Genomic DNA, 19,118 nt, shown 5'->3' with positions numbered 1-19,118 from the left:
TCCCATTCCCGAGCGTGATCACCACACGTCACCCGGCGGCGGCTTGACATCATGCAGGTTTTTGCCTGCATAATGCGGCATGGATCGGGTGTTCAAGGCGCTCGCCGACCCCACCCGCCGCGGCCTCCTGGACAGCCTGCGCGCCCGCGACGGGCAGACGCTCGGCGAGCTGTGCGCCGGGCTGGACATGGCGCGGCAGTCGGCCACCCAGCACCTCGCGGTGCTTGAGGAGGCAAACCTGATCAGCACGGTCCGCCGGGGCCGGGAGAAGCTGCACTACCTGAATCCTGTGCCGATCAACGAGATCCGGCGGCGGTGGATCGCGGCGTTCGACGAGCCGCGGCTGGCGGTGCTGGAAGCGATCAAGGAGCGTGCGATGGTTCCCGACTACGTGTACGTCACCTACATCCGGAGCACCGCGGAACGTGTCTGGGCGGCGCTCACCGATGCCGATCTCACCGCGGCGTACTGGGGGCACAGCAACCGGTCCGACTGGCGAGCCGGGTCCACATGGGAGCATCTGCGCACGGACGGGTCCGGCATCGCGGACGGCGGCGGCGTGGTCGTGGAGACCGATCCGCCACGCAGGCTGGTGATCACGTTCGGGATGCCGGGGGAGCGTCCGGAGGACGGCGCGGCCACGGTCACGTTCGACGTCGAGCCGTGGCAGGAGATCGTGCGCCTCACCGTGACGCACACCCACCTCCCGTCCCACGAGGACCGGGAGGCGATCGCGCAAGGCTGGCCGGCCGTGTTCGCGAACCTGAAGTCCCTGCTGGAGACCGGCTCCGTGCTGCCGCAGGCGCCGTGGGAGATGGCCACCGGCTGAGTACCGGGGCGCATTGTGATCGAGCGGCCGGAGTGACCGAACCCGGGGGAATCCGAAGAGGAAGAGAGCGGACGACGGGATTCGAACCCGCGACCCTCACCTTGGCAAGGTGATGCGCTACCAGCTGCGCTACGTCCGCGTGTCTGCCCGGGGCTGCTGTTCCGGCGACACGGAGAACTCTAGAGCATCCCGTCCATCGACGGGACACCGGGCTCAGGTTTCCCGGCCCGGGTGGCTACCGTGGGTGGCGGAACGGGAGGGTGATCATGGCGCACTGGCTGGTGCAGGCGAATGCGGCCGCGTGGCGGGAGCGGGAGGATCGGGAGGTTCGCGAGTGGTGTGTGAAGCGCTATCGCGATCGGGTCGCGGCCGGTGACGACATCGGGCTGTGGCTGACCGGCGGCGTCGGTCTCGTCGCGATCGGCCGGGTGACCGGCCCGCCCTACCGGTGGGCGGACGGATCCTGGCACGCCCCGGTCGAGTTCGCGCGGCACTTCTTCGATGATCCGGTCAGTCGCGCGGAGCTGCTGGCCGACCCGGGTTTCGCCGGCAGCGCGATCCTTCGCATGCCCGGTGCCGCCAATCCGTTCCCGATCACCGACGGTGAGTGGCGGGCGCTCCTGGCGCACGAGACCGCCCGCACCTGATCGAGGTGCGGGCGGCTCCCACCGTACCGGCGAAGGGTTTTCAGCCCTTGACGCCGCCGGCGATGAGGTCGAGCTTCCAGTAGCGCTGGAGGAAGAGGAACAGCGCGAAGATCGGGATGATCGACAGCAGTGCGCCGGTGATGACCAGCGTGTAGAGCGCGGGCTGGGAGGCGCCGCGGTTGAGCAGGGAGTAGAGGCCGACGGTGAGCGGGAAGCGGTCGTCGTTGGCCAGCATGATGTAGGGGAGCAGGAAGTTGTTCCAGATGCCGATGAACTGCAGCAGGAACACGGTGACCAGGCCGGGCATCATGACCGGCAGGCCGATCGACCACAGCATGCGGAACTCGCCGGCGCCGTCCACCCGGCCGGCCTCCAGCATCTCGTCCGGGATGGACGCGGACGCGTAGACCTGGCAGAGGTAGATGCTGTACGGGCTGATCACGCTGGGCAGGATGACCGACCAGTACGTGCCGACCAGCCCGGCCGAGGAGAGCAGCAGGTACTGCGGGATGGACAGCGTGATGCCGGGGACGAGCACACCGGCCAGCAGCGCGCCCAGGATCAGCCTCTGACCGTGGAACTTGTACTTCGCCATCGCGTAACCGCAGGCCGCGGAGATGACCACGGTCAGGAACGCGCCGCCGCCGGCGTAGATGAGGCTGTTGAGCGTCCACTTCCAGAAGCGGCCGTCGCCGAACTCGTTGAGCGTGCGCACGTTCTCCATGAAGCCGCCGTTGAAGCTGGGGAAGCCGGAGAACGTGGTGAACAGCTCGCCCGGGCCCTTGGTGGACGCGAACACGAGCCAGATGACCGGCGCGATCGAGTAGAGGGCGCCGAGCAGCAGCAGGACCGTCGGAACGAGCTTCACCCGAGAAGCCCGAGGAGCGCGAGAAGCCCGAGGGACCCGAGAAACGGCACTGGTCACGACGACCTCCTGGCACGGAACCGGAACACGGCCAGCGCGGCCAGGGACAGCAGCACGGTGACCAGTGCGAGCAGCACCGACGTGGCCGCGCTCAGGTAGATGTCGTTCTCGATGAAGCCCTGCTGGTAGATCCGCATCAGCGGCACCCAGTCCGGCGTGATCGAGTTGGTCATGGACTTGACCGTGTTCGGCTCGCTGAAGACCTGGAGCATGCCGATCAGCGAGAACACCGACGTCATGATCAGAGCCGGGGCGAGCAGCGGGATCTTGATCTTCCAGGCGATCTGCCACTCGGACGCGCCGTCGATCTTCGCGGCCTCGTAGACCTCGGCCGGCATCGCGCGCAGCGCGGTGTAGAGCACGACCATGTTGAAGCCGACCGAGCCCCAGATCGCGATGTTCGCGATCGAGAAGTAGATCGAGACGTCGCCGAAGAAGTCCGGCGCGGGCAGCCCGGCCTCGGTGAAGATCCGGGTGACCGGGGAGACCGCTGGTAGATAGGTGAAGCCCCACAGCACGGACGCGATCACGCCGGGCACCGCGTACGGCAGGAAGATCGCGAGCCGGGAGAAGCTCTTCAGACCGACCTTGGGCACGTCCAGCATGAGCGCGAACGACAGGGCCAGGCCCATCGTCACCGGCACCATGATCACGCCGTACGCCAGCATGCGGACCAGCGCCTCGTACATGGCCGAGTCGCCGATCGCGGAGATGTAGTTCTCCAGCCCGACGAACACCTCCGTACGCACGCCGAAGCCCCGGCCGCGCACGCGCATCGCGTGCAGGCTCAGCCAGATCGCGTACCCGATGGGGATGAGGAAGAACGCTATGAACAGCAGGACGGCCGGCGCGGCCATCAGATAGGGGGCCGCGGGCTTGCGGCGCCTGGTGGCAGTGGTCATGTGAGTTTCCGTTCCGGCGGGGTCGGCCCGCCGGTCTCACGTGACCGGCGGGCCGAGAAGATCAAGCGACCTGGTAGCCCTGCTTCTTGAGGTCCTCGAGCGAGGTGTTCTGCACCTGGTCCGCGACCGCCGTGAAGTCGGTCTTGTTCTTGACCGCGGTCGGCAGCAGGTCCTCGAACGCGCCGTACGTGACGTTCGTGTTCGGGCCCCAGCTGTCGAAGCCGCGCGCGGTCTTCGCGATCGCGGCCGCCGTCGTGTAGTAGTCCGGCTGCGCCGACATGATCTCCGGCGGGTTGCCCAGCACCTCGGCGGTCTGACCGGCGGACGCGGCCGGGTACAGGCCGATCTTGGCGAGCGCGGCCAGCGCCTCCGGGTCCGAGTTCAGCCACTTGGCGAACTTCGCGGCCTGGGCCTTCTGCGACGACGACGTGCTGACCGCGGTCGACGAACCGCCCCAGAAGCCGGTGAACTGCTCGGACGCCGACCACTGCGGCATCGGCGCGGCCTTCCACTTGCCCTTCAGCCCGGGGGTGACGCCGGTGAGCACGCCCGCGCCCCAGACCGCGCTCGGCCACGCGATGATCGTGCCGTCGCTCATCTGGCTGTTCCACTGCGGCGTGTACATCGGGTCGCCGAGCAGGTCGCCGGAGTTCACCAGCCCGCCCCAGAAGGACAGCATCCTCTTGGTGGCCTCGTCGTTGACCGCGACGGTCCACGCGTCGTCGGTGTTGCTCCACCACTTCGCGCCGGCCTGCTGCGCGAAGCCGGACAGCCAGCCCGCGTCGCCGGGGGAGAACGTGGTCAGGTACTTCTTCGGGTCCTTCTGCCGCACCGCCTTGGCCAGGACGCCGAACTCCTCCCAGGTCTTCGGCACCGAGAAGCCCATCTCCGTGAAGATGTCCTCGCGGTAGAACAGCATCATCGGGCCGACGTCCTGCGGGATGCCGTAGGTGGCACCGCCGAACGACGTCAGGTTCCAGGTGCCCTCCGGGAACGCGCTCCGCGTCCTGTCGTCGATCGCGCTGGTCAGGTCCGCGAGCGCGTTGTTCGTGATCAGCGTGGGCAGTGCCTGGTACTCGGCCTGCACCACGTCCGGCGCGTTGCCGGCCTTGACCGCGGTGAGGAACTTCGACACCAGCTCGTCGCTCGCGGCCTGGCCGCTGAGCTGCACCTTCTGGGTCGGGTTCTTCGTGTTCCAGAGGTCGACGACCTGCTGGATGTTCTCCGCCCAGGCCCAGAAGACCAGGTTGGCCGGGGCGTTCTCGTCGCCCTCGATCGCCGGGGCGGCGCCGTTCTCGCCACCCTCGTCGTCGCCGTTGCCGCACGCGGCCAGCAGCATCGCGGCCGAGGAGGCGGCCAGCAGGGACCTTCTACGCATGATGTTCTCCGCTTTCGCAGGTTTTACCAGGGTTGTTCATCGGGTGGCCGGTTCGGTGGTGCCCGTACCGGCGTGCTGCCGCAGGATCGCGACACCACGAGGGGCGAGCGTCGCCCCGTTGTGCAGCGGGGCGCCGGTGAGCACGTCCACCGCTTCCCCTTCGAAGGGCACGGAGACGGTGCCGTCCCCGTGGTTGAGCAGAAAGAGCAGGTCGCCGCGGCGGACCGCCTCGACCCCCTCGGGAGGATTCAGTCCGGTCACGCCGGCGTCCGTGAGGAACCGGTCCGTGAGCTCCGCGAGGCCGGCCGCGTCCGGGATCGTGCCGACGTACCAGGCGACGCCGGCGCCGAACCGATGCCGGGTCACGGCCGGTCCGCCGTCGGGGAACGTGGCGATCACGTCGGCACCGTCGGTGCGCAGCGTCTCAGTCCAGTCTCGTGCGGTGAAACCCGACTCCGTGAAACCGGTTTCATCACGCCACGAGCAGTGCACGGGCTGATCGATCGGGCGCCACGCCTCACCGGAGACCCCGAGCACCTCGCGCAGCGGCGCCGGGAAACGCCCGGTGTAGAGGTGGCCGCGCGGGTCCGCGATGCCGGAGAACGGCCCGACGACGAGCACGCCGCCACTCCGCACGTATTCCGTCAGTGCCGCGGCGTCCGCCTCGCTGAGCAGGAACAGATCAGGAGCGATGACCAGGGGGTACGGGGTGAGCTCCGACGACGGCCGTGCGAGGTCCGCGGTCACCCCCCGCTGCCAGAGCGGGTGATAGTAATCGGTCAGCTGCTCGATCACGGACAGCCGGTCGCTGGGCCGGGCCCGCTCCTCCGCCGCCCACCAGCTGTGCCAGTCGTGCAGCAGCGCGACCTGCGCGCTCACGACCGTACCCGCGACGTCCTTGAGCCTTTGAAGTTCCTGACCATGCTCGCGCACCTCGGCGTGGGCGGCCGTGTCCGGGCCGGCCAGCGGCACCATCGAGGAGTGGAAGCGCTCCGCGCCGAACGCGGACTGACGCCACTGGAAGTAGCAGGAGCCGTCCGAGCCGCGCGCCACCGCCTGCAGCGACTCCAGGCGCAGCTGACCGGCCGGCTTCGGCAGGTTGTGCGGACGCCAGTTGACCGCGCCGGTGGACTGCTCCATCAGCATCCACGGCCGGCCACCGGCCAGCGAGCGCATCAGGTCGTGGGTGAGCGCGGCGCGGACCGGGAAGCGGGGATCGGCCAGGTCCGGGTACCAGTCGTTGGAGATGACGTCCTGCTCCGGTGCCCAGGACCAGTAGTCGACCGGCTTGAAGAAGCCCATGTAGTTCGTGGTGATCGGCGTGCCCGGAGAGTGCGCGCGAAGCACGTCGCGCTCGGCCGTGAACTGGGCCAGCAGCGCGTCCGAGCAGAACCGGGCCCAGTCCAGCTTCTGCGACGGGTTGATGATGTAGGGCGCGCTGCGCGGCGGGATGATCTCGGCCCAGTCCGAGTAGTGCTGCGACCAGAACGTGGTGCCCCACGCCTCGTTGAGGGCGGTGAGATCGCCGTACTTCTCGGTCAGCCAGCGCCGGAAGTTCGCGGCGGTCAGGTCGCAGTAGCAGACCTGGCCGTACTCGTTGCCGACGTGCCACATGACCACGGCCGGGTGGTCGGCGTAGCGCTCGGCCAGCGCCGTGGTGATGTCGAGGGCCCTCTCCCGGTAGACCGGCGACGACGGGCACCACTGGTTGCGGGCGCCGTAGTAGAGCGTGGCACCGGACTCGTCCACCGGCAGCGTCTCCGGCCAGCGGTGACCCATCCACGGCGGCGGCGACGCGGTCGGCGTGGCCAGATCGACCGCCACGCCCGCGCCGTGCATCAGGTCCAGCACCCGGTCCAGCCAGGCGAAATCGCGCTCGCCCGGCGACGGCTCCAGCCGCCCCCAGCTGAACACGCCCACGGTGACCAGGTTGACGCCGGCCGCCCGCATCAGCGCCGCGTCCTCCGCCCACACGTGCTCCGGCCACTGCTCCGGGTTGTAGTCGCCGCCGAAGAGCAGGCCACGGCCCTGCGTCACGGTGTGCAGGCCGGGTCGGTCCGCGCTCACGCTCCTACCTCCTTGGGGTCGGTCCGCGGTGCGGCGGAGCTGTCGCCGACCACCAGGCGGCACGGCACCAGTTCTCCGCCGGGCGGCGGGCCCGCGGTGTCGTCCGCGAGCTGCTCTATCAACATCTGGGCGCCGCGCCGGCCGAGCTCCAGGCTCGGTGGCTCCAACGTGGTCAGCCTGGGCCGGAACATGGCCGCGACCTGCGCGGACGTCAGAACCATCAACACCGTCAGATCATCGGGTACGCGTTTCTTCTGGCCTTCTACCGCCGCCAGCACACCGACGACCGCCTGGTCGGAGAAGACCGCCACGGCCGTGGTCTCCGGGTGCGTGCGCATCAGCTCGTCGAACGCGGCCCGGCCCTGCTCCGCGGTGTCCGCGTCGAAGCCGTCGGCATAGCTCATCCCGGCCTCCTTCGCGGCGGCCGCGATCTCCTCGCCGATCCGCACGACCGGCCCGTACTCCCCGGTGTAGGCGTCGCGGGTGTGGTTGATGAACGCCATCGCGCGGTGGCCGAGCCCGGTCAGGTGCTCCACCACGTCCGTGCCGAGCCGGGCGAAGTCGATGTCCGCGAACCACAGCTCGTCCGGGTGCCGGGTGCGGCCGATCAGCGCGAACGGCACGTTCTCGCCGGTCAGCAGCGCGACCCGCTCGTCGTCCAGCCGGACCTCCATCAGCAGCACGCCGTCGAGCAGCCCGGTGCCGGTCAGGTAACGCAGCTCCTCCAGCGGATCCGCGTTCTCCGGAGAGAGCAGCAGGTGGTAGCCCAGCTCGCTGGCGGCCGCGGCCGCACCGGTCGCGAACTGCATCTCGGTCAGGCCGAACCCGCTCGCCGGCGCCGGGTAGTGCAGCGCCAGGATCCGGGTCCGCTTCGAGACCAGGCCACGGGCCAGCACGTTCGGCCGGTAACCCAGCTCCGCGGCCGCGGCCTTGACCCGGCGCTTCGTCTCGGCCGCGACCGGACGCGTGCCGTTCAGCGCGGCAGACGCGGTCGAGACCGCGACATTAGCCCGCTTGGCTACGTCCCGTAGCGATCCCATGCGCCACCGATCCTCGTCGTCCGTTGGCCGTCGAAACGTTTCGCAAAAGCTAGGCCTGTGACTCTGAACATGTCAATGGCGTTACGCGAACAATTCTGCAGGCAGAACGGTGATCAGATGGTGACGCTGCGTGGTCATCCTCGGCCTCGCTGCGGTCCGTGCCGCGGATCGGCCGCGGCGCGAGCGTCGAGCGCGGCGGCGCCGGTCACCGGGCGCGGGTTCCCTGGGCTGGCGGCCGAGTCGGTCGCCTGAGCAGATCATCACGAACGGCGCGCCGCCCGGCGCCTCAATGCGTCTCGTTTTCGGACATTTCCGGCAGCGCTCTGTCCCCGGCGCTTCCACATTCCTCAAAGGATCATTGAGGGGTACGTGGGGGCGATCAACTTCGCTCGTTGATCTACCTGAGGTGTCACTCAATGATCCTTCCGGCCGATCTCCCGCCGAGCCGGCACCTTGTTCAGGCGACATGATGCGAAATTTCGGGCGGGCAGGGCTCGGCGGGCGCGGTCACGTGGCGGAAAGGTCGCGCGCCCCCGGGCCGAGCGAGCAGGCAAGCCACCGCGCGAGCGGGCCGATGGGCGACGACCCTGAGGCTTATTCAGCGCGGCGACCTCACGCCGCGTTGCCGCAGGCCAGCACCGTCGGCGCGCAACGCGCTGAATAGTTCTCCCTGATGCGGAAAGGCCAGTAATTGCGTTGCCGCACTCCCGGACCGGCGCCTACTGTTCTGTTCGGCAAGGCGCGCACCGCTACGCGGAGAGGAGATCGGCGACAATGAGCGAATATTCGGCTGAGGCCTCCTTCCGGTGGCGTGAATAGGCTGTGCCTGTTCTGCGCCGCCTGTCCCCTGCATCCGGGGGTCGGCGGCGTTTCTTCTTCTCGGGCCTGTGGCGCAGTGGTAGCGCACCGGTATGGCATTCCGGAGGTCGGCGGTTCAAGTCCGCCCTGGTCCACGTAGTACATGATTCGCCCGTGAGGCTGAGGTAGGTAGACCACTGGGCTCTCAACCCAGAAGACTCGGTTCGACCCCGGGACGGGCGACAGAGAACTCGTTTTACGGCTTTTCCTCGCCGGAGATCCGATACTTACGCAGCGCGGCCACCATCTGCGGCGTCAGGCCGGTGTGCAGAGGCGGGTGAGCGCGGCGAGCTGGGCGCCGTGGCGCGGGGTGAAGAGCTGGATCGGGGCGTGCTGCCAGCGGGCGTGCGCGTCCTCGGGCGTCAGGCCGGTGGCCGCGCCGATGTCGGACCAGGACGCGCCCAGCTCGCGGGCCAGGCCGACCGCGGTCAGTACGTGGTCGCCGGCGAGCCGGAGCAGCGAGGCCAGCAGGCCCTCCCGGATCGGGGCGATGTGATCCGCGTACTCGTGGCCGCTGATCAGGTCGATCGTGTCCATCGGCGGCGACGGGTGCGCGGACCAGACGCGGCGGGCCGCCAGGTCCTGGTCTCGGGGCGTGACCGCGCGCCGCCAGTGGGTGCCGCGCCAGCCGCACGAGCAGACGTGCGCCCAGCCGGTGATGTCCGCGTCCGGCCGCGCGTGGTACTCGTCCGGTTCAAGCTCCCGGTCGCCGAGCCGGACGACCAGCACCTTCCCCTCCGCGTACGCCGAGCCGACGCCGCCGTCCGCGAACGTCGCACCGAGCAGACCCTCGTGCCGCATCATCGCCTCCTAGCCCAGCCCCGAACAGGGGTTGCCGTTCACCGCGCACCGGTCCGGCACCTCGGCGCCGCCGTCACGATTGACATGAAACCTCAGCGGTACGCTGCCGCCCGCGCTCACCGGCACACCGGACCGCCACGTGTACGTCCGGCCGTCCACCTCCAGCGTGGCCTGCGGTGCGCCCTCGACCCACGATGTGACCAGCCCGGTCACCGACGCCGGCACGGTCAGCGTGACCGTCCAGTCCGCGTCCGTGCGCCCCGGGTTCGCGACCAGCACCTCGCCGATGAAACCGCCGGGGAAGGAGTCGACCACCCGATACGTCCCGCCCGGTCCCGCCTTCGGCCGTGGTGGCGGTGGCGTGGAGCCGGTCGCGCGGTCGTGCTCCGGCGTGCTCCGCTGTGCCTCCGGCACCCGTCGGCCCGGCGCGGTCCACTTCGGCTCGGCGACCCCGATCGCCGCCTCGGATCCGTCGTCCGGCTCTGCCTCCGGCGTACCCGATGGGGCGGTCGGCTCGGGGGTCTCGGGTGTCTCCGGTGTCTCCGGGACGAACGGTGGCAGCCCGGGTGCGGCCCGGGCCGGCGGCGGCACGGGGGCGTCGCCGCGCACCGCATAACCCGCGACCGTGACCAGCGATCCCAGCAGGAACGCGACCGCCACGCCCGTGGGCAGCCACGGCGCGAGGTTACGGAGCGTGGTCGCGGCCGGCATCGCTCGCCTCCCCGGTAGGAACAGGTGGCACAGACTACCCGCCGGAAGCGACGAGCGATGGTGATCACGGCCAACGAGACACATCGGACAGCCACCGTTAGGGTGCCATCGTCACCCTGACGCTGAGGAGTTCCCGTGGGCCGTTTCGACATGCCCGACCCTGCCACCCTGCACGCCCGCGAGAAGGTCGTGCTCGACCATTTCCACGACGAGGTCCGGCAGGAGTGGGACGACGTCCTCGCCACGTTTCCGCACCCGCACTACGAGCTGATCGCGATGATGACCGTCCACGACGGCGACGCCGCCGTGCGCCGCTACTACGACGACACGCGCGTCGCGTTCCCGGACCAGGATCACGAGATCATCGCGGTACGTCACAGCGCCGACGCCGTCATCGTCGAGTTCTGGCTGCTCGGCACCCACCTGGGTCCGCTCAACGGCATCCCGGCGACCGGTGGCCGCTTCCGCGTCCGGATGACCGGCTACTTCCTCTTCGACGAGGCCGAGAACCTGATCTGCGAACGCGTCTACTTCGACCGGCTCACCATGTTCAGCCAGCTTCTCGCGAGCCTGAACATGCGCAACCCGCGCAACTGGCTCTGGCTGATCCGGGCCCTGCGCGGCCTGGCGAGGATGGGCGCCACCCCCGACCCCCGCCTGACCACCACGACGCCGCCGGACCTTTCCTGAGGTGCACGCTCAGCCCAGCCGGGTGGGTACGACCGTGAGGTCGGCCAGGTTGACGCGGGCCGGCACCGCCACCGAGTAGGCGATCGCGTCCGCCACGTCCTCGGCCGTGATCGTCTCCAGCCCGGCGCGCAGGTCGTCCAGCCCGGTCCGGGTGGCCTCGTGCGCCATGTCGGCGCCCAGCTCGGTCACTGCGAACGCCGGTGCGACGGTCCGCACCCGGACGCCGCGCGGGCCGAGCGCCGCGCGCAGGTTCCGGGTCAGCTGGGCGACCGCGGCCTTCGTCGCGCCGTACACCGGGTAGTCGGCGAAGATCACGTCGGCCGCGATCGAGCCGACGTGCACCAGGTCCGCGCGCCGCCCGTCACCGGCCGCCGCGAGCAGGTCGTCGACGAACACACGCCCCGTCGTGATCAGCCCGCGCAGGTTCACGTCGATCATGCGGTCCCACTCGCGGGTGTCCGCCTCCTCGAACGGCGCACCCAGCATGACCCCGGCGTTCGCCACCACCAGGTCGGGGCGGCCCAGCTCCGCGCGGATCGTGCCGGCCGCGGACGTCAGCGCGGCCGGGTCGGACACGTCCGCCGGGATCGCCAGCGCGCGCACCGCGTTCTTCTCCCGCAACTCGGCCGCCAGATCCTCCAGCCGGTCGGCGCGCCGGCCGATCAGGGCCACATCAGCCTTGGCGTCCGCGAGGCTCCGGGCGAGGGCCGCACCGATCCCCGCGCTGGCTCCGGTGACGACTGCGATCCGGCCGTTCAATGTTTCGCTCATGCCGTCGAATCTATGAATCGGCCCGCGCACCAGGGAGGGCGCGCTGCACCCACCCGAGATCGTGCCGGCCTGACCGGAATCCTGCCCGGCCGGGCATCGCGGCCGGTCGCCGGTCTCTATTCACGCAGTGCAAAAAGTCTTCCTGCCGTACCGTGCCTGACGGCCCTGGCTCTCCCGCCGGTCGTCGTGCTGCTGGCACCGCTGCTCGCCCGGGTCCGGGTCAGGGCGTGAGGATCTCCACGGTGACCGCGGTGACGTCGCCGGTGGCGAGGCCGTTCTTCTCGCGGACCGCGCGCTTGACCGGGAGGACGTAGGCGCCGCGCTTGCTGTCCGGGAAGATCGAGGTGGACCATTCGCTGCGGCCGATGACGGCGCGGACCTTGACCGCGCCGAAACCGCGGCGCAGCCCGTCGGTCAGGTGCCGGATGTCCTCGGAGGCGTCCTCGGGCAGGCTGACGAACGTCCAGCTCTCCTGGCGGGCGTCCCACTCCCACAGCGGCGCCTCGAACTCGACGATCATCGGGAGAGCACCGCGACCAGGAAGTCGGCGTCCGGGCCGAACGGGCGCAGATCCCACGTGCCGAGCAGCAGCGATGCGTCCAGGCCGGCTTCCTTGACGTCCGTGAGGTAGGCGTCGAAGTCGTAGCCGCGGCCGGCGCCGAAGCCGGTCACCACGCGACCGCCGTCCGCGAGGTGGCCGGCGAAGCGGCGCAGGATCTCGGTGCGCGTCGACGGCGCCACGAAGGTCAGCACGTTCCCGGCGCACACGATCACGTCGAACCGGTCCGGCAGGCTCAGCTCCGCCAGGTCGCCGACGAGCCACTGCGATCCGGGGTACGTGGTGCGCGCGTCCTCGATCAGCTCCGGGTCCAGGTCGACGCCGGTCACGGTGTGCCCGGCCGCGGCCAGCAGCCCGCCGACCCGCCCGGTTCCGCAGCCGGCGTCCAGGATCCGCGCGCCCCGCGGCACCATCGCGTCGATCATCCGCGCCTCGCCGCCGAGGTCGGCCCCGCGCGCCGCCATGTCCCGGAACCGCTGGATATACCACCGCGAATGCCCCGGATTCTCCGCGACCTGCCGCAGCCAGAGGTTCTCGTCGGTCATGGCCACCCTCACCCCGTACCCTCAAGATCGGCTCTTGCCCGTCAACCGTAGTCCGCTCACGTCACCGGCCGGTCGGCGCCCGTTGCGGCCCTACTCGTGTGATCGCTGGGGCGGGGGTCGGCCCAGAGGGCGAGCAGCCGCAGGTTGTCGTGGGAGCTGCTGCCCGGGTCGGTGTTGTAGACGAACAGGGTCTGGTCGGCGTCGCCGGGGAGGGCGAGGGCCTCGTAGCGGATGGTGATCGGGCCGACCGCGGGATGCAGCAGGTGCTTGGTGCCGTGTGTGCGTTCGTGCACGCGGTGGCCGTTCCACCAGGTGCGGAACTCGGCGCTCTTGATCGTCAGCTCGCCCACCAGCTCGTTGAGCCGCACGTCGTCGGGGTGGCGCCCGGCGTACAACCGCAGCGTGCCGACCACCTCGGCGGCGACGGTCGGCCAGTCGGCGAAGAGTTCGCGCGCGGCCGGGTCGAGGAAGACCCACCGGGTGTAGTTGCGTTCCCGGGGCGGCAGGCTCGGCCAGTCCGCGAGCAGCGCGCGGGCCATCGGGTTCGCCGCGAGGATGTCGGTGCGCCGGCCCACGATGAACGCCGGGTGCTCGGTCATCGAGGCGATCATCTGCTGCATCGCCGGCCGCACCTTCTGCGCCGGCGTCCGCTCGGCCGGCCGGCGTGCCGGCCGTGCCAGGTCGGCCAGGTGCGCGTGGCCCGCGGCGTCGAGCCGGAAGACCCGGCTCAGCGCCTCGACGACCGCTTCGGACGGGCTCGTGTGCCGCCCCTGCTCCAGCCGCGTGTAGTAGTCGACGCTCACGCCGGCGAGCTGCGCCACCTCCTCCCGGCGCAGACCGCGCACGCGCCGGCCCTGCCCGGCCTCCTCCGGTGCCGTGCGCGCCCGGCAGGCCCGCAGGAACTCGCCCAGTGCCGACCGATGATCCATGTCCTCCATGGTCGCGCATCGGGCCGCCGTCCGGCAGCGCCTGGGTGGGCATGGCGTTCCCAGGCACGGCTGGGCCAGCTCGGCCGTGTCCGTGGCCGCCTCGGCGCAGAAACATTGAGCCCGTCACCACGACCCGAGGAGTAACCCATGAACTGGTTCGTCACCGGCACGTCCCGCGGCTTCGGCCTGGAGCTCGTCAAGCAGCTCCTCTCCCGGGGCGACAGCGTCGCGGCGACCACCCGCTCCACCGCACGGCTGACCGAGGCGCTCGGTGCGGCCGACACCGCCCGGCTGTTGCCGCTGGAGGTCGACCTCGCCGACGAGGCGCGGGTCGCCGCGGCCGTCGACGCGGCCAAGCAGCGCTTCGGCCGGATCGACGTGGTCGTCAACAACGCCGGCTACGGCTTCCTGGGCGCGGTCGAGGAGACCACCGACGCGGAGGTACGGCAGATGTTCGACGTGCAGGTCTTCGGCGTCTGGAACGTGCTGCGCGCGGTCCTGCCGGACTTCCGGGCCGAGCGCCGCGGGCACATCATCAACGTCAGTTCGATCCTCGGCCTGACGACCTTCCCGGGCTGGGGGCTCTACTGCGCCGGCAAGTACGCGCTGGAGGGCCTGACCGGGTCGCTGGCCGCGGAGGTCGCGGAGTTCGACATCAAGGTCAACCTGATCGAGCCGGGCTACTTCCGCACCGACTTCCTGCGCCCGCAGTCGCTCGGACTGGTCGCCGAGACCGCGGAGGGCTATGGCGCGATCCGCCAGATGACCGAGGCGCACCTGGCCATGCCGGGTACCCAGCTCGGCGATCCGGTCAAGGCCGCCGAGGCGATCATCGCGGTCGCGGTCGAGGGCGGTGCGCCGCTGCGGCAGGTGCTCGGCTCCGACTCCTACGGACTGGCCAAGGCCGCGGTCGAGGCGCTCGGCCGCGACCTCGAGGCCGGCCGGGAGCTGGCCGTCACGACCGACATCAGCGCGTCGTGAGCGCGTCCAGGTCCCGCTCCGCGTAGAGCCGGTGCTGCCACTCCTCGTTGAGCACGGTCAGCAGGCACTCGGAGACGGTGTACGAGTCGTTCTCCGCCGGCCAGCCCGGGCCCTGCGCCGGAGGCGTCCGCGCGGCCAGTGACTCCGGCGTGAGGCCGGCGATCACCGCGCGGACGCCGGACATCCGGTCGGCGCGCAGCGCGAGCACCTCGTCCAGCGACGGCCGGGCCGCGCGGTCCCACGGCACGCCGGGCGTCGGCGGCATGCCGTCCCACGGCAGGTCGAGCGGATGCCACGGCGAGGCCTGGCCACCGATCGCGCGCCGGACCCAGGCGTCGGTGGCGAAGACCAGGTGGCGCAGCGTCTCGATGAACGACCACTCGTCGTCGACGCGCTCGTGCAGCAGCGCCGGGTCCAGCCGCCGGGCCCGGCCGGCCGTCTCGTCCCAGATGCGCTCGACCACGTCCCACGCGGCGACGTAACCCTCGGGGGTGGTCGGGCGCATCAGCGCGCGCCGGGGGTCGCGACGGTCCAGCTCGGCCTCGATCAGCGGCGCCACGTCCACCCCGTTGATCACCAGGTTGCGGACCTCGCCGTCGATGTCCACGTCGGACATCCAGACGCCGCGCATCCGCGCCTGGAAGAAGTCGACGTCGCGGAAGCGCGCACCGGCGAGCCGCACCATCCGGAAGCGCGCGCCGCTCAGATCCTGCTCGCTGAAGTCCGTCATGGTCAGAGGGTACGCACGGCGACGGTCTCACCGTCGGCGTCCTCGCCGGTCGGGACGAAGCCGAGCCTGCGGTAGAACGGCTCGGGCCCGCCGTCACGCGGCACGTAGGTCACGTAGAACGCCGTCGTGCCGCGGGCGCGCAGCTCCGCCGCGACCGCCTCGACCGCGAACGAACCGTACCCCTTGCCCTGCTCGTCCTCGGCGATGTTGAGCCGCCACAGGCCGGAGCGCCGGTCGGTGTCGTCCACGTCCTTCCACGGCAGGTCCAGGAACGCCATCAGGAACCCGACCAGCCGGTCACCGTCGTAGATCAGCCGCGGCCAGGCCCGCTCGCCGAAGACGAACGCCTCCGCCAGCGACTTCTCCACGGAGGCGACCAGATCCTTCTGATCCTCCCGGACCGACAGCTTCAGCGCCGCCTCGTAGTTCGTCGGCGTGACCGGCTCCAGACGCATACTCGCAGGATAAGCGTCAGGGGTGAGCGATTTTTGAGTCCTTACCGAGAGCTGCCGGTGCCGCGAGTGGGTGAGGCCTATCGGGTCACGTCGCCGCGAACCTGGGCGGCGATGACCACAGCCGTACCTCGGCGTGTTCGCCAAGCTCCGCGAGGACGCCGAGCAGCGGCGGTGGCCGGGGTCTCGCCGGTCGATGCCCGGCCGCGCGGAGTTGACCCCGACGCGACGTCATGGTTTGCCATGGTGGGGTGAATCGCGCATCCGGGGCGTACCTCGCCTCATATGTCCTGTCCTTGCTCGGCAACTCGGTCGCCGGGGTCGCGTTGCCGCTGATCGTGCTGCAGACCACCGGGAGCGTGCTGGCCACCGGCGCGGTGGCGATCGCGTCGGCGCTGCCGGCCGTCGTCGCCGGACTGCTGATGGGGGTGGTGATCGACCGGATCAACCGGCGGACCGCGTCGGTCCTGACGGATCTGGTGTCGGCCGCGTCGGTCGCGGCGCTGCCGCTGCTCGACTCGGCGGTGGGGCTGTCGCTGGGCTGGTTCGTGCTGTCCGCGGTGGTCGGGTCGTTCGGGGACGTGCCGGGCCTGACCGCGCGGGAGGCGATGCTGCCGGGGATCGTGCGCACCGGCGGGATGGGCGCGGAGCGGCTGCTCGGGCTGCGGGAGGCGGCCGCCGCGGTGGTGATGCTGATCGGCCCGGGAGCGGCAGGCATTCTGATCACCACCTTCGAGGGTACGGAGGTCCTCTGGATCACCGCGGCACTCTCCGGCGCGGCGGCACTCGTCACGCTGCTGATCCCACGCCGGGCCGGCGCCCTCACGACCAACGGGCCGGCCGCTGCTGCCGCCGGGCCGGCCGCTGCTGCCGCCGGGCCGGTGAGTGCCGAGGCGCGCTCCGCGCGGCTGCGGGACGGCTGGCGGGTGCTGGTCAGGTCGCCGTTCCTGCTGGTGACGACCCTGCTGAGCACGGTGCTGGTGCTGGTGCTGAGCGGTTTCCAGGCGCTGGTGCTGCCGGTGTATCTCACCCTGGCCGGCCGCCCGGAGCTGCTGGGCTTCGTGCTCAGCGCGCTCGCGCTCGGGCTGCTGGCCGGTGGTGGCGTCTACGCGGCGGCCGGTGGCCGGGGACCGCGACGGGCCTGGTTCGTGACCGGTACCGTGCTCACCGTCACCGGGTTCGGCGGCATGGCGTCGCTGGCCTCCCCGTGGCTGATCCTGGCGTCCGCGGGCGTGGTCGGGCTCGGCAACGGCCTGTTCGGCAGCCTGCTCGGCGTGCTCATGGTGGAGCGGATCCCGGACGAGATGCGCGGCCGGATCATGGGCACCCAAAACTCGATCATGACGCTCGCCCCCGCGCTCGGCATGGGCGCGGCCGCGATCCTGACCGAGTGGTCCGGCGCACGCACGGCCGCGATCGCGCTGTCCGCCGCCTGGGCCGTCGCCGCGGCCTACGCTCTGTGGGCACCGGCCCTGCGCACCCTGACCCCGGCGCGGGACACGCCGGCGCCCGCACGGTCGGCGGCGGGCATGCGCGACCGGGAGCCGGAGGAGCTGGCGGGATGAACAGCGGCGAGATCGCGCGGCTGGCCGGAGTCAGCGTGCGCACGCTGCGGCACTACCACCAGGTGGGCGTGCTGCCCGAGCCGCACCGGCGGGCGAACGGCTATCGGGAGTACACGGTCCGCGACCTGATCCTGCTCCTGCGCGTCCGCCGGCTGACCGAGATCGGGGTCGCGCTCGACGAGATCCCGGCTCTGCTGAAGTCCGCGGAGCGAGCGGACTCGGTGCTGGCGCAGCTGGACGCGGAGCTGGCGACGCAGATCGCGCGGCTCACCGCCCGCCGTGACGTGATCGCCCGGCTGCGCGCGGCCGGTGCCAGCCCGGACACGCCGCCGGACCTGGCCGGGCTGCTCGGCGCCCACGACCCGGCCGGGGTGCCACCGGCGGTGCTGGCGCAGGACCGGGACCTGTCGATCCTGCTGCACCACATGCTCGACGAGGACGGCCGGCGGGAACTGCGGGACCTCTACGCCTCGCTGAACCGGCCGGAGCTGCTGGCCGAGATGTACGCGCTGACCGCCCGGTTCGCCGCGCTCGACGCGGAGACGCCGGAGCGTGAACGCGAGGAGTTGCTGAGCGCGTACGGGCACATGTTCGCGCGGGTCTTCGCGGACGGCTATCCGGCGATCGACGCACCGCAGGTGGACTCGCTGTTCGCGGACTACCAGGACGCCGCGTTCAACGACACGCAGCGCGCGTTTCTGGCCCGGGCGGTGCGGGAGTTTCTCGGGGCTGACGGGAAGGCGCCGGAGGAGACGGAAACGCCGCGGTCCTGAGCGCGCTCACGCCGTACCGCCGAAGGGTTCTGATCTTTTCCTGACGCCGCATATGAGTGAAATGCGAGGATGAATCGTGTGCTCAATGTGAGGACCATTACGGTCCCTGTCGGACCGGAGTGGTCTGCGAGGGACTAGGTTGGTCCGCATGCCGCGACAGACGAAACAGGAGATCGACGACGAGATCGTCGAGCACGCGGCCGCGCTCTTCGCCCGGCACGGCTTCAAGGACACGTCCGTGCAGCGCATCGCGGACGCGGCCGGCTACTCGAAGACCGGCCTGCTGCACCGCTTCCCGAGCAAGGAGGCGCTGTGGGACGCGGCCGTCGACTGCTGCGCCGGCGCGATGCGCGAGGTCGAGCAGATGGCCGCGGCCATGCCGGGCGGGCCGGAGCGCGACCGCGCGGTGATCCAGCAGCTGGTCGACCTGGCGCTGCACAGTCCCGGTCTCGCCTCGCTCGCGCTGTCCTTCATCAGCCGTCCCGTTGAGCCCGGCCGTCCTGCTGAGCCCGGCCGTCCTGCTGAGCCCGGCCGTCCTGCTGAGCCCGGCCGTCCTGCTGAGCCCGGCCGTCCTGCTGAGCCCGGCCGTCCTGCTGAGCCCGGCCGTCCTGCTGAGCCCGGCCGTCCTGCTGAGCCCGGCCGTCCTGCCGAGCCCGGCGGGCCCGCCGAGCCCGGCGAGCAGGGCCAGTTGGAGGGCATCGCGCGGCCGGTGATGACCGCGTTCGGTGTGCTGCCCGGCAGCACCGACGTCGGCCGCGTGGTGCGCGTGATCGCCGCCGCGGGCGCGCTCGCGGTCGCCTCCGTCGCGCTGAGCAGCGACGACAACCCGTTCCACCAACTCCGGGACGACGCGCCCGGCCAGGTCCGGGACCACCTGGTCGCCGCGATCTACGACGCACTCGGCCACCCACGCTGAAGCACGCACGCGGAAGCACGCACGCAAGAAGCACCGAGAGGAACCATCG

At 70.9% G+C, this 19,118-nt stretch carries 20 protein-coding genes and 3 tRNA genes; 9 read left to right on the top strand and 14 right to left on the bottom strand.

Annotation, left to right across the window (positions count from 1 at the left end):
* Nucleotides 1-79 precede the first annotated feature (79 nt).
* Nucleotides 80-829, top strand: a complete 750-nt coding sequence (locus tag J2S43_RS18420) for an ArsR/SmtB family transcription factor (RefSeq protein WP_306830813.1) — start codon at nucleotides 80-82, stop codon at nucleotides 827-829.
* A gap of 66 nt (nucleotides 830-895) precedes the next feature.
* Here the strand turns inward: J2S43_RS18420 and J2S43_RS18415 are convergent.
* Nucleotides 896-968, bottom strand: a tRNA-Gly gene (locus J2S43_RS18415).
* Nucleotides 969-1,095: 127 nt separating this feature from the next.
* Here J2S43_RS18415 and J2S43_RS18410 point away from each other — a divergent pair.
* Nucleotides 1,096-1,476: an EVE domain-containing protein gene (locus tag J2S43_RS18410; RefSeq protein ID WP_306830812.1), complete on the top strand. Its 381-nt coding sequence runs from the start codon at nucleotides 1,096-1,098 to the stop codon at nucleotides 1,474-1,476.
* A gap of 40 nt (nucleotides 1,477-1,516) precedes the next feature.
* Here J2S43_RS18410 and J2S43_RS18405 read toward each other — a convergent pair whose 3' ends face one another.
* The 5 genes from J2S43_RS18405 to J2S43_RS18385 form a co-directional block, all read right to left on the bottom strand.
* Complete coding sequence (locus J2S43_RS18405; RefSeq protein ID WP_306830811.1) at nucleotides 1,517-2,344, bottom strand: carbohydrate ABC transporter permease; 828 nt, start codon at nucleotides 2,342-2,344, stop codon at nucleotides 1,517-1,519.
* 53 nt (nucleotides 2,345-2,397) lie between these two features.
* On the bottom strand, nucleotides 2,398-3,303 hold the full coding sequence (locus J2S43_RS18400) for a carbohydrate ABC transporter permease (protein WP_306830810.1): 906 nt from the start codon (nucleotides 3,301-3,303) through the stop codon (nucleotides 2,398-2,400).
* Nucleotides 3,304-3,364: 61 nt separating this feature from the next.
* Complete coding sequence (locus J2S43_RS18395; protein WP_306830809.1) at nucleotides 3,365-4,681, bottom strand: ABC transporter substrate-binding protein; 1,317 nt, start codon at nucleotides 4,679-4,681, stop codon at nucleotides 3,365-3,367.
* A gap of 36 nt (nucleotides 4,682-4,717) precedes the next feature.
* Nucleotides 4,718-6,748, bottom strand: coding sequence for a beta-galactosidase (locus J2S43_RS18390; protein ID WP_306830807.1), 2,031 nt, complete (start codon nucleotides 6,746-6,748; stop codon nucleotides 4,718-4,720).
* The gene (locus tag J2S43_RS18385; protein ID WP_306830805.1) at nucleotides 6,745-7,788 is read right to left on the bottom strand and encodes a LacI family DNA-binding transcriptional regulator; all 1,044 of its coding nucleotides are present in this window, start codon (nucleotides 7,786-7,788) and stop codon (nucleotides 6,745-6,747) included. The genes J2S43_RS18390 and J2S43_RS18385 overlap by 4 nt, the downstream gene beginning before the upstream one ends.
* 881 nt (nucleotides 7,789-8,669) lie before the next feature.
* Here J2S43_RS18385 and J2S43_RS18380 point away from each other — a divergent pair.
* Nucleotides 8,670-8,741, top strand: a tRNA-Ala gene (locus tag J2S43_RS18380).
* A 14-nt stretch (nucleotides 8,742-8,755) separates the two neighbouring features.
* Nucleotides 8,756-8,829: transfer RNA gene (locus J2S43_RS18375), tRNA-Glu, on the top strand.
* A 72-nt stretch (nucleotides 8,830-8,901) separates the two neighbouring features.
* On the opposite strand, the gene J2S43_RS18370 is transcribed toward J2S43_RS18375, so the two are convergent.
* Complete coding sequence (locus J2S43_RS18370) at nucleotides 8,902-9,447, bottom strand: hypothetical protein (RefSeq protein ID WP_306830803.1); 546 nt, start codon at nucleotides 9,445-9,447, stop codon at nucleotides 8,902-8,904.
* Between the two features lie 9 nt (nucleotides 9,448-9,456).
* Nucleotides 9,457-10,158: a cellulose binding domain-containing protein gene (locus J2S43_RS18365; RefSeq protein ID WP_306830801.1), complete on the bottom strand. Its 702-nt coding sequence runs from the start codon at nucleotides 10,156-10,158 to the stop codon at nucleotides 9,457-9,459.
* A gap of 150 nt (nucleotides 10,159-10,308) precedes the next feature.
* Between J2S43_RS18365 and J2S43_RS18360 the strand changes: the two genes are divergently transcribed.
* On the top strand, nucleotides 10,309-10,848 hold the full coding sequence (locus J2S43_RS18360; protein WP_306839330.1) for an ester cyclase: 540 nt from the start codon (nucleotides 10,309-10,311) through the stop codon (nucleotides 10,846-10,848).
* 9 nt (nucleotides 10,849-10,857) lie between these two features.
* On the opposite strand, the gene J2S43_RS18355 is transcribed toward J2S43_RS18360, so the two are convergent.
* The 4 genes from J2S43_RS18355 to J2S43_RS18340 all read right to left on the bottom strand — a co-directional run bounded on the left by J2S43_RS18355 (nucleotide 10,858) and on the right by J2S43_RS18340 (nucleotide 13,652).
* Complete coding sequence (locus J2S43_RS18355) at nucleotides 10,858-11,619, bottom strand: SDR family oxidoreductase (RefSeq protein ID WP_306830799.1); 762 nt, start codon at nucleotides 11,617-11,619, stop codon at nucleotides 10,858-10,860.
* A gap of 220 nt (nucleotides 11,620-11,839) precedes the next feature.
* On the bottom strand, nucleotides 11,840-12,139 hold the full coding sequence (locus J2S43_RS18350) for a DUF1905 domain-containing protein (RefSeq protein WP_306830798.1): 300 nt from the start codon (nucleotides 12,137-12,139) through the stop codon (nucleotides 11,840-11,842).
* Nucleotides 12,136-12,723, bottom strand: a complete 588-nt coding sequence (locus J2S43_RS18345; protein ID WP_306830796.1) for a class I SAM-dependent methyltransferase — start codon at nucleotides 12,721-12,723, stop codon at nucleotides 12,136-12,138. The genes J2S43_RS18350 and J2S43_RS18345 overlap by 4 nt, the downstream gene beginning before the upstream one ends.
* 56 nt (nucleotides 12,724-12,779) lie before the next feature.
* Complete coding sequence (locus J2S43_RS18340; RefSeq protein WP_306830794.1) at nucleotides 12,780-13,652, bottom strand: helix-turn-helix transcriptional regulator; 873 nt, start codon at nucleotides 13,650-13,652, stop codon at nucleotides 12,780-12,782.
* A 147-nt stretch (nucleotides 13,653-13,799) separates the two neighbouring features.
* Between J2S43_RS18340 and J2S43_RS18335 the strand changes: the two genes are divergently transcribed.
* Nucleotides 13,800-14,633 carry an SDR family NAD(P)-dependent oxidoreductase gene (locus J2S43_RS18335; RefSeq protein WP_306830792.1) on the top strand — a complete coding sequence of 278 codons (834 nt, stop codon included), beginning with the start codon at nucleotides 13,800-13,802 and terminating at the stop codon, nucleotides 14,631-14,633.
* Here the strand turns inward: J2S43_RS18335 and J2S43_RS18330 are convergent.
* Nucleotides 14,620-15,363, bottom strand: coding sequence for a DinB family protein (locus J2S43_RS18330; RefSeq protein ID WP_306830790.1), 744 nt, complete (start codon nucleotides 15,361-15,363; stop codon nucleotides 14,620-14,622). The genes J2S43_RS18335 and J2S43_RS18330 overlap by 14 nt on opposite strands.
* Before the next feature lie 2 nt (nucleotides 15,364-15,365).
* Nucleotides 15,366-15,818 carry a GNAT family N-acetyltransferase gene (locus tag J2S43_RS18325; protein ID WP_306830788.1) on the bottom strand — a complete coding sequence of 151 codons (453 nt, stop codon included), beginning with the start codon at nucleotides 15,816-15,818 and terminating at the stop codon, nucleotides 15,366-15,368.
* Nucleotides 15,819-16,066: 248 nt separating this feature from the next.
* Between J2S43_RS18325 and J2S43_RS18320 the strand changes: the two genes are divergently transcribed.
* The 3 genes from J2S43_RS18320 to J2S43_RS18310 all read left to right on the top strand — a co-directional run bounded on the left by J2S43_RS18320 (nucleotide 16,067) and on the right by J2S43_RS18310 (nucleotide 19,069).
* Nucleotides 16,067-17,380 carry an MFS transporter gene (locus J2S43_RS18320; RefSeq protein WP_306830786.1) on the top strand — a complete coding sequence of 438 codons (1,314 nt, stop codon included), beginning with the start codon at nucleotides 16,067-16,069 and terminating at the stop codon, nucleotides 17,378-17,380.
* Complete coding sequence (locus J2S43_RS18315; protein WP_306830784.1) at nucleotides 17,377-18,153, top strand: MerR family transcriptional regulator; 777 nt, start codon at nucleotides 17,377-17,379, stop codon at nucleotides 18,151-18,153. Before J2S43_RS18320 ends, J2S43_RS18315 begins: the two co-directional genes overlap by 4 nt.
* Before the next feature lie 148 nt (nucleotides 18,154-18,301).
* Nucleotides 18,302-19,069, top strand: coding sequence for a TetR/AcrR family transcriptional regulator (locus J2S43_RS18310; protein ID WP_306830781.1), 768 nt, complete (start codon nucleotides 18,302-18,304; stop codon nucleotides 19,067-19,069).
* Nucleotides 19,070-19,118 lie beyond the last annotated feature (49 nt).

Origin of the sequence: Catenuloplanes nepalensis (assembly GCF_030811575.1) — a bacterium.
In the GTDB taxonomy this organism is placed as follows: Bacteria; Actinomycetota; Actinomycetes; order Mycobacteriales; family Micromonosporaceae; genus Catenuloplanes; species Catenuloplanes nepalensis.
Note: the sequence above shows the minus strand (reverse complement) of the source record. Positions and strands in the feature narration are given on the sequence as shown.

Coding starts and splice junctions, on each gene's coding strand:
- J2S43_RS18420 (WP_306830813.1), top strand. CDS start 80: ATGGATCGGGTGTTCAAGGCGCTCGCCGACCCCACCCGCCGCGGCCTC.
- J2S43_RS18410 (WP_306830812.1), top strand. CDS start 1,096: ATGGCGCACTGGCTGGTGCAGGCGAATGCGGCCGCGTGGCGGGAGCGG.
- J2S43_RS18400 (WP_306830810.1), bottom strand. CDS start 3,303: ATGACCACTGCCACCAGGCGCCGCAAGCCCGCGGCCCCCTATCTGATG.
- J2S43_RS18395 (WP_306830809.1), bottom strand. CDS start 4,681: ATGCGTAGAAGGTCCCTGCTGGCCGCCTCCTCGGCCGCGATGCTGCTG.
- J2S43_RS18385 (WP_306830805.1), bottom strand. CDS start 7,788: ATGGGATCGCTACGGGACGTAGCCAAGCGGGCTAATGTCGCGGTCTCG.
- J2S43_RS18370 (WP_306830803.1), bottom strand. CDS start 9,447: ATGCGGCACGAGGGTCTGCTCGGTGCGACGTTCGCGGACGGCGGCGTC.
- J2S43_RS18365 (WP_306830801.1), bottom strand. CDS start 10,158: ATGCCGGCCGCGACCACGCTCCGTAACCTCGCGCCGTGGCTGCCCACG.
- J2S43_RS18360 (WP_306839330.1), top strand. CDS start 10,309: ATGCCCGACCCTGCCACCCTGCACGCCCGCGAGAAGGTCGTGCTCGAC.
- J2S43_RS18355 (WP_306830799.1), bottom strand. CDS start 11,619: ATGAGCGAAACATTGAACGGCCGGATCGCAGTCGTCACCGGAGCCAGC.
- J2S43_RS18350 (WP_306830798.1), bottom strand. CDS start 12,139: ATGATCGTCGAGTTCGAGGCGCCGCTGTGGGAGTGGGACGCCCGCCAG.
- J2S43_RS18345 (WP_306830796.1), bottom strand. CDS start 12,723: ATGACCGACGAGAACCTCTGGCTGCGGCAGGTCGCGGAGAATCCGGGG.
- J2S43_RS18340 (WP_306830794.1), bottom strand. CDS start 13,652: ATGGATCATCGGTCGGCACTGGGCGAGTTCCTGCGGGCCTGCCGGGCG.
- J2S43_RS18335 (WP_306830792.1), top strand. CDS start 13,800: ATGAACTGGTTCGTCACCGGCACGTCCCGCGGCTTCGGCCTGGAGCTC.
- J2S43_RS18330 (WP_306830790.1), bottom strand. CDS start 15,363: ATGACGGACTTCAGCGAGCAGGATCTGAGCGGCGCGCGCTTCCGGATG.
- J2S43_RS18325 (WP_306830788.1), bottom strand. CDS start 15,818: ATGCGTCTGGAGCCGGTCACGCCGACGAACTACGAGGCGGCGCTGAAG.
- J2S43_RS18315 (WP_306830784.1), top strand. CDS start 17,377: ATGAACAGCGGCGAGATCGCGCGGCTGGCCGGAGTCAGCGTGCGCACG.
- J2S43_RS18310 (WP_306830781.1), top strand. CDS start 18,302: ATGCCGCGACAGACGAAACAGGAGATCGACGACGAGATCGTCGAGCAC.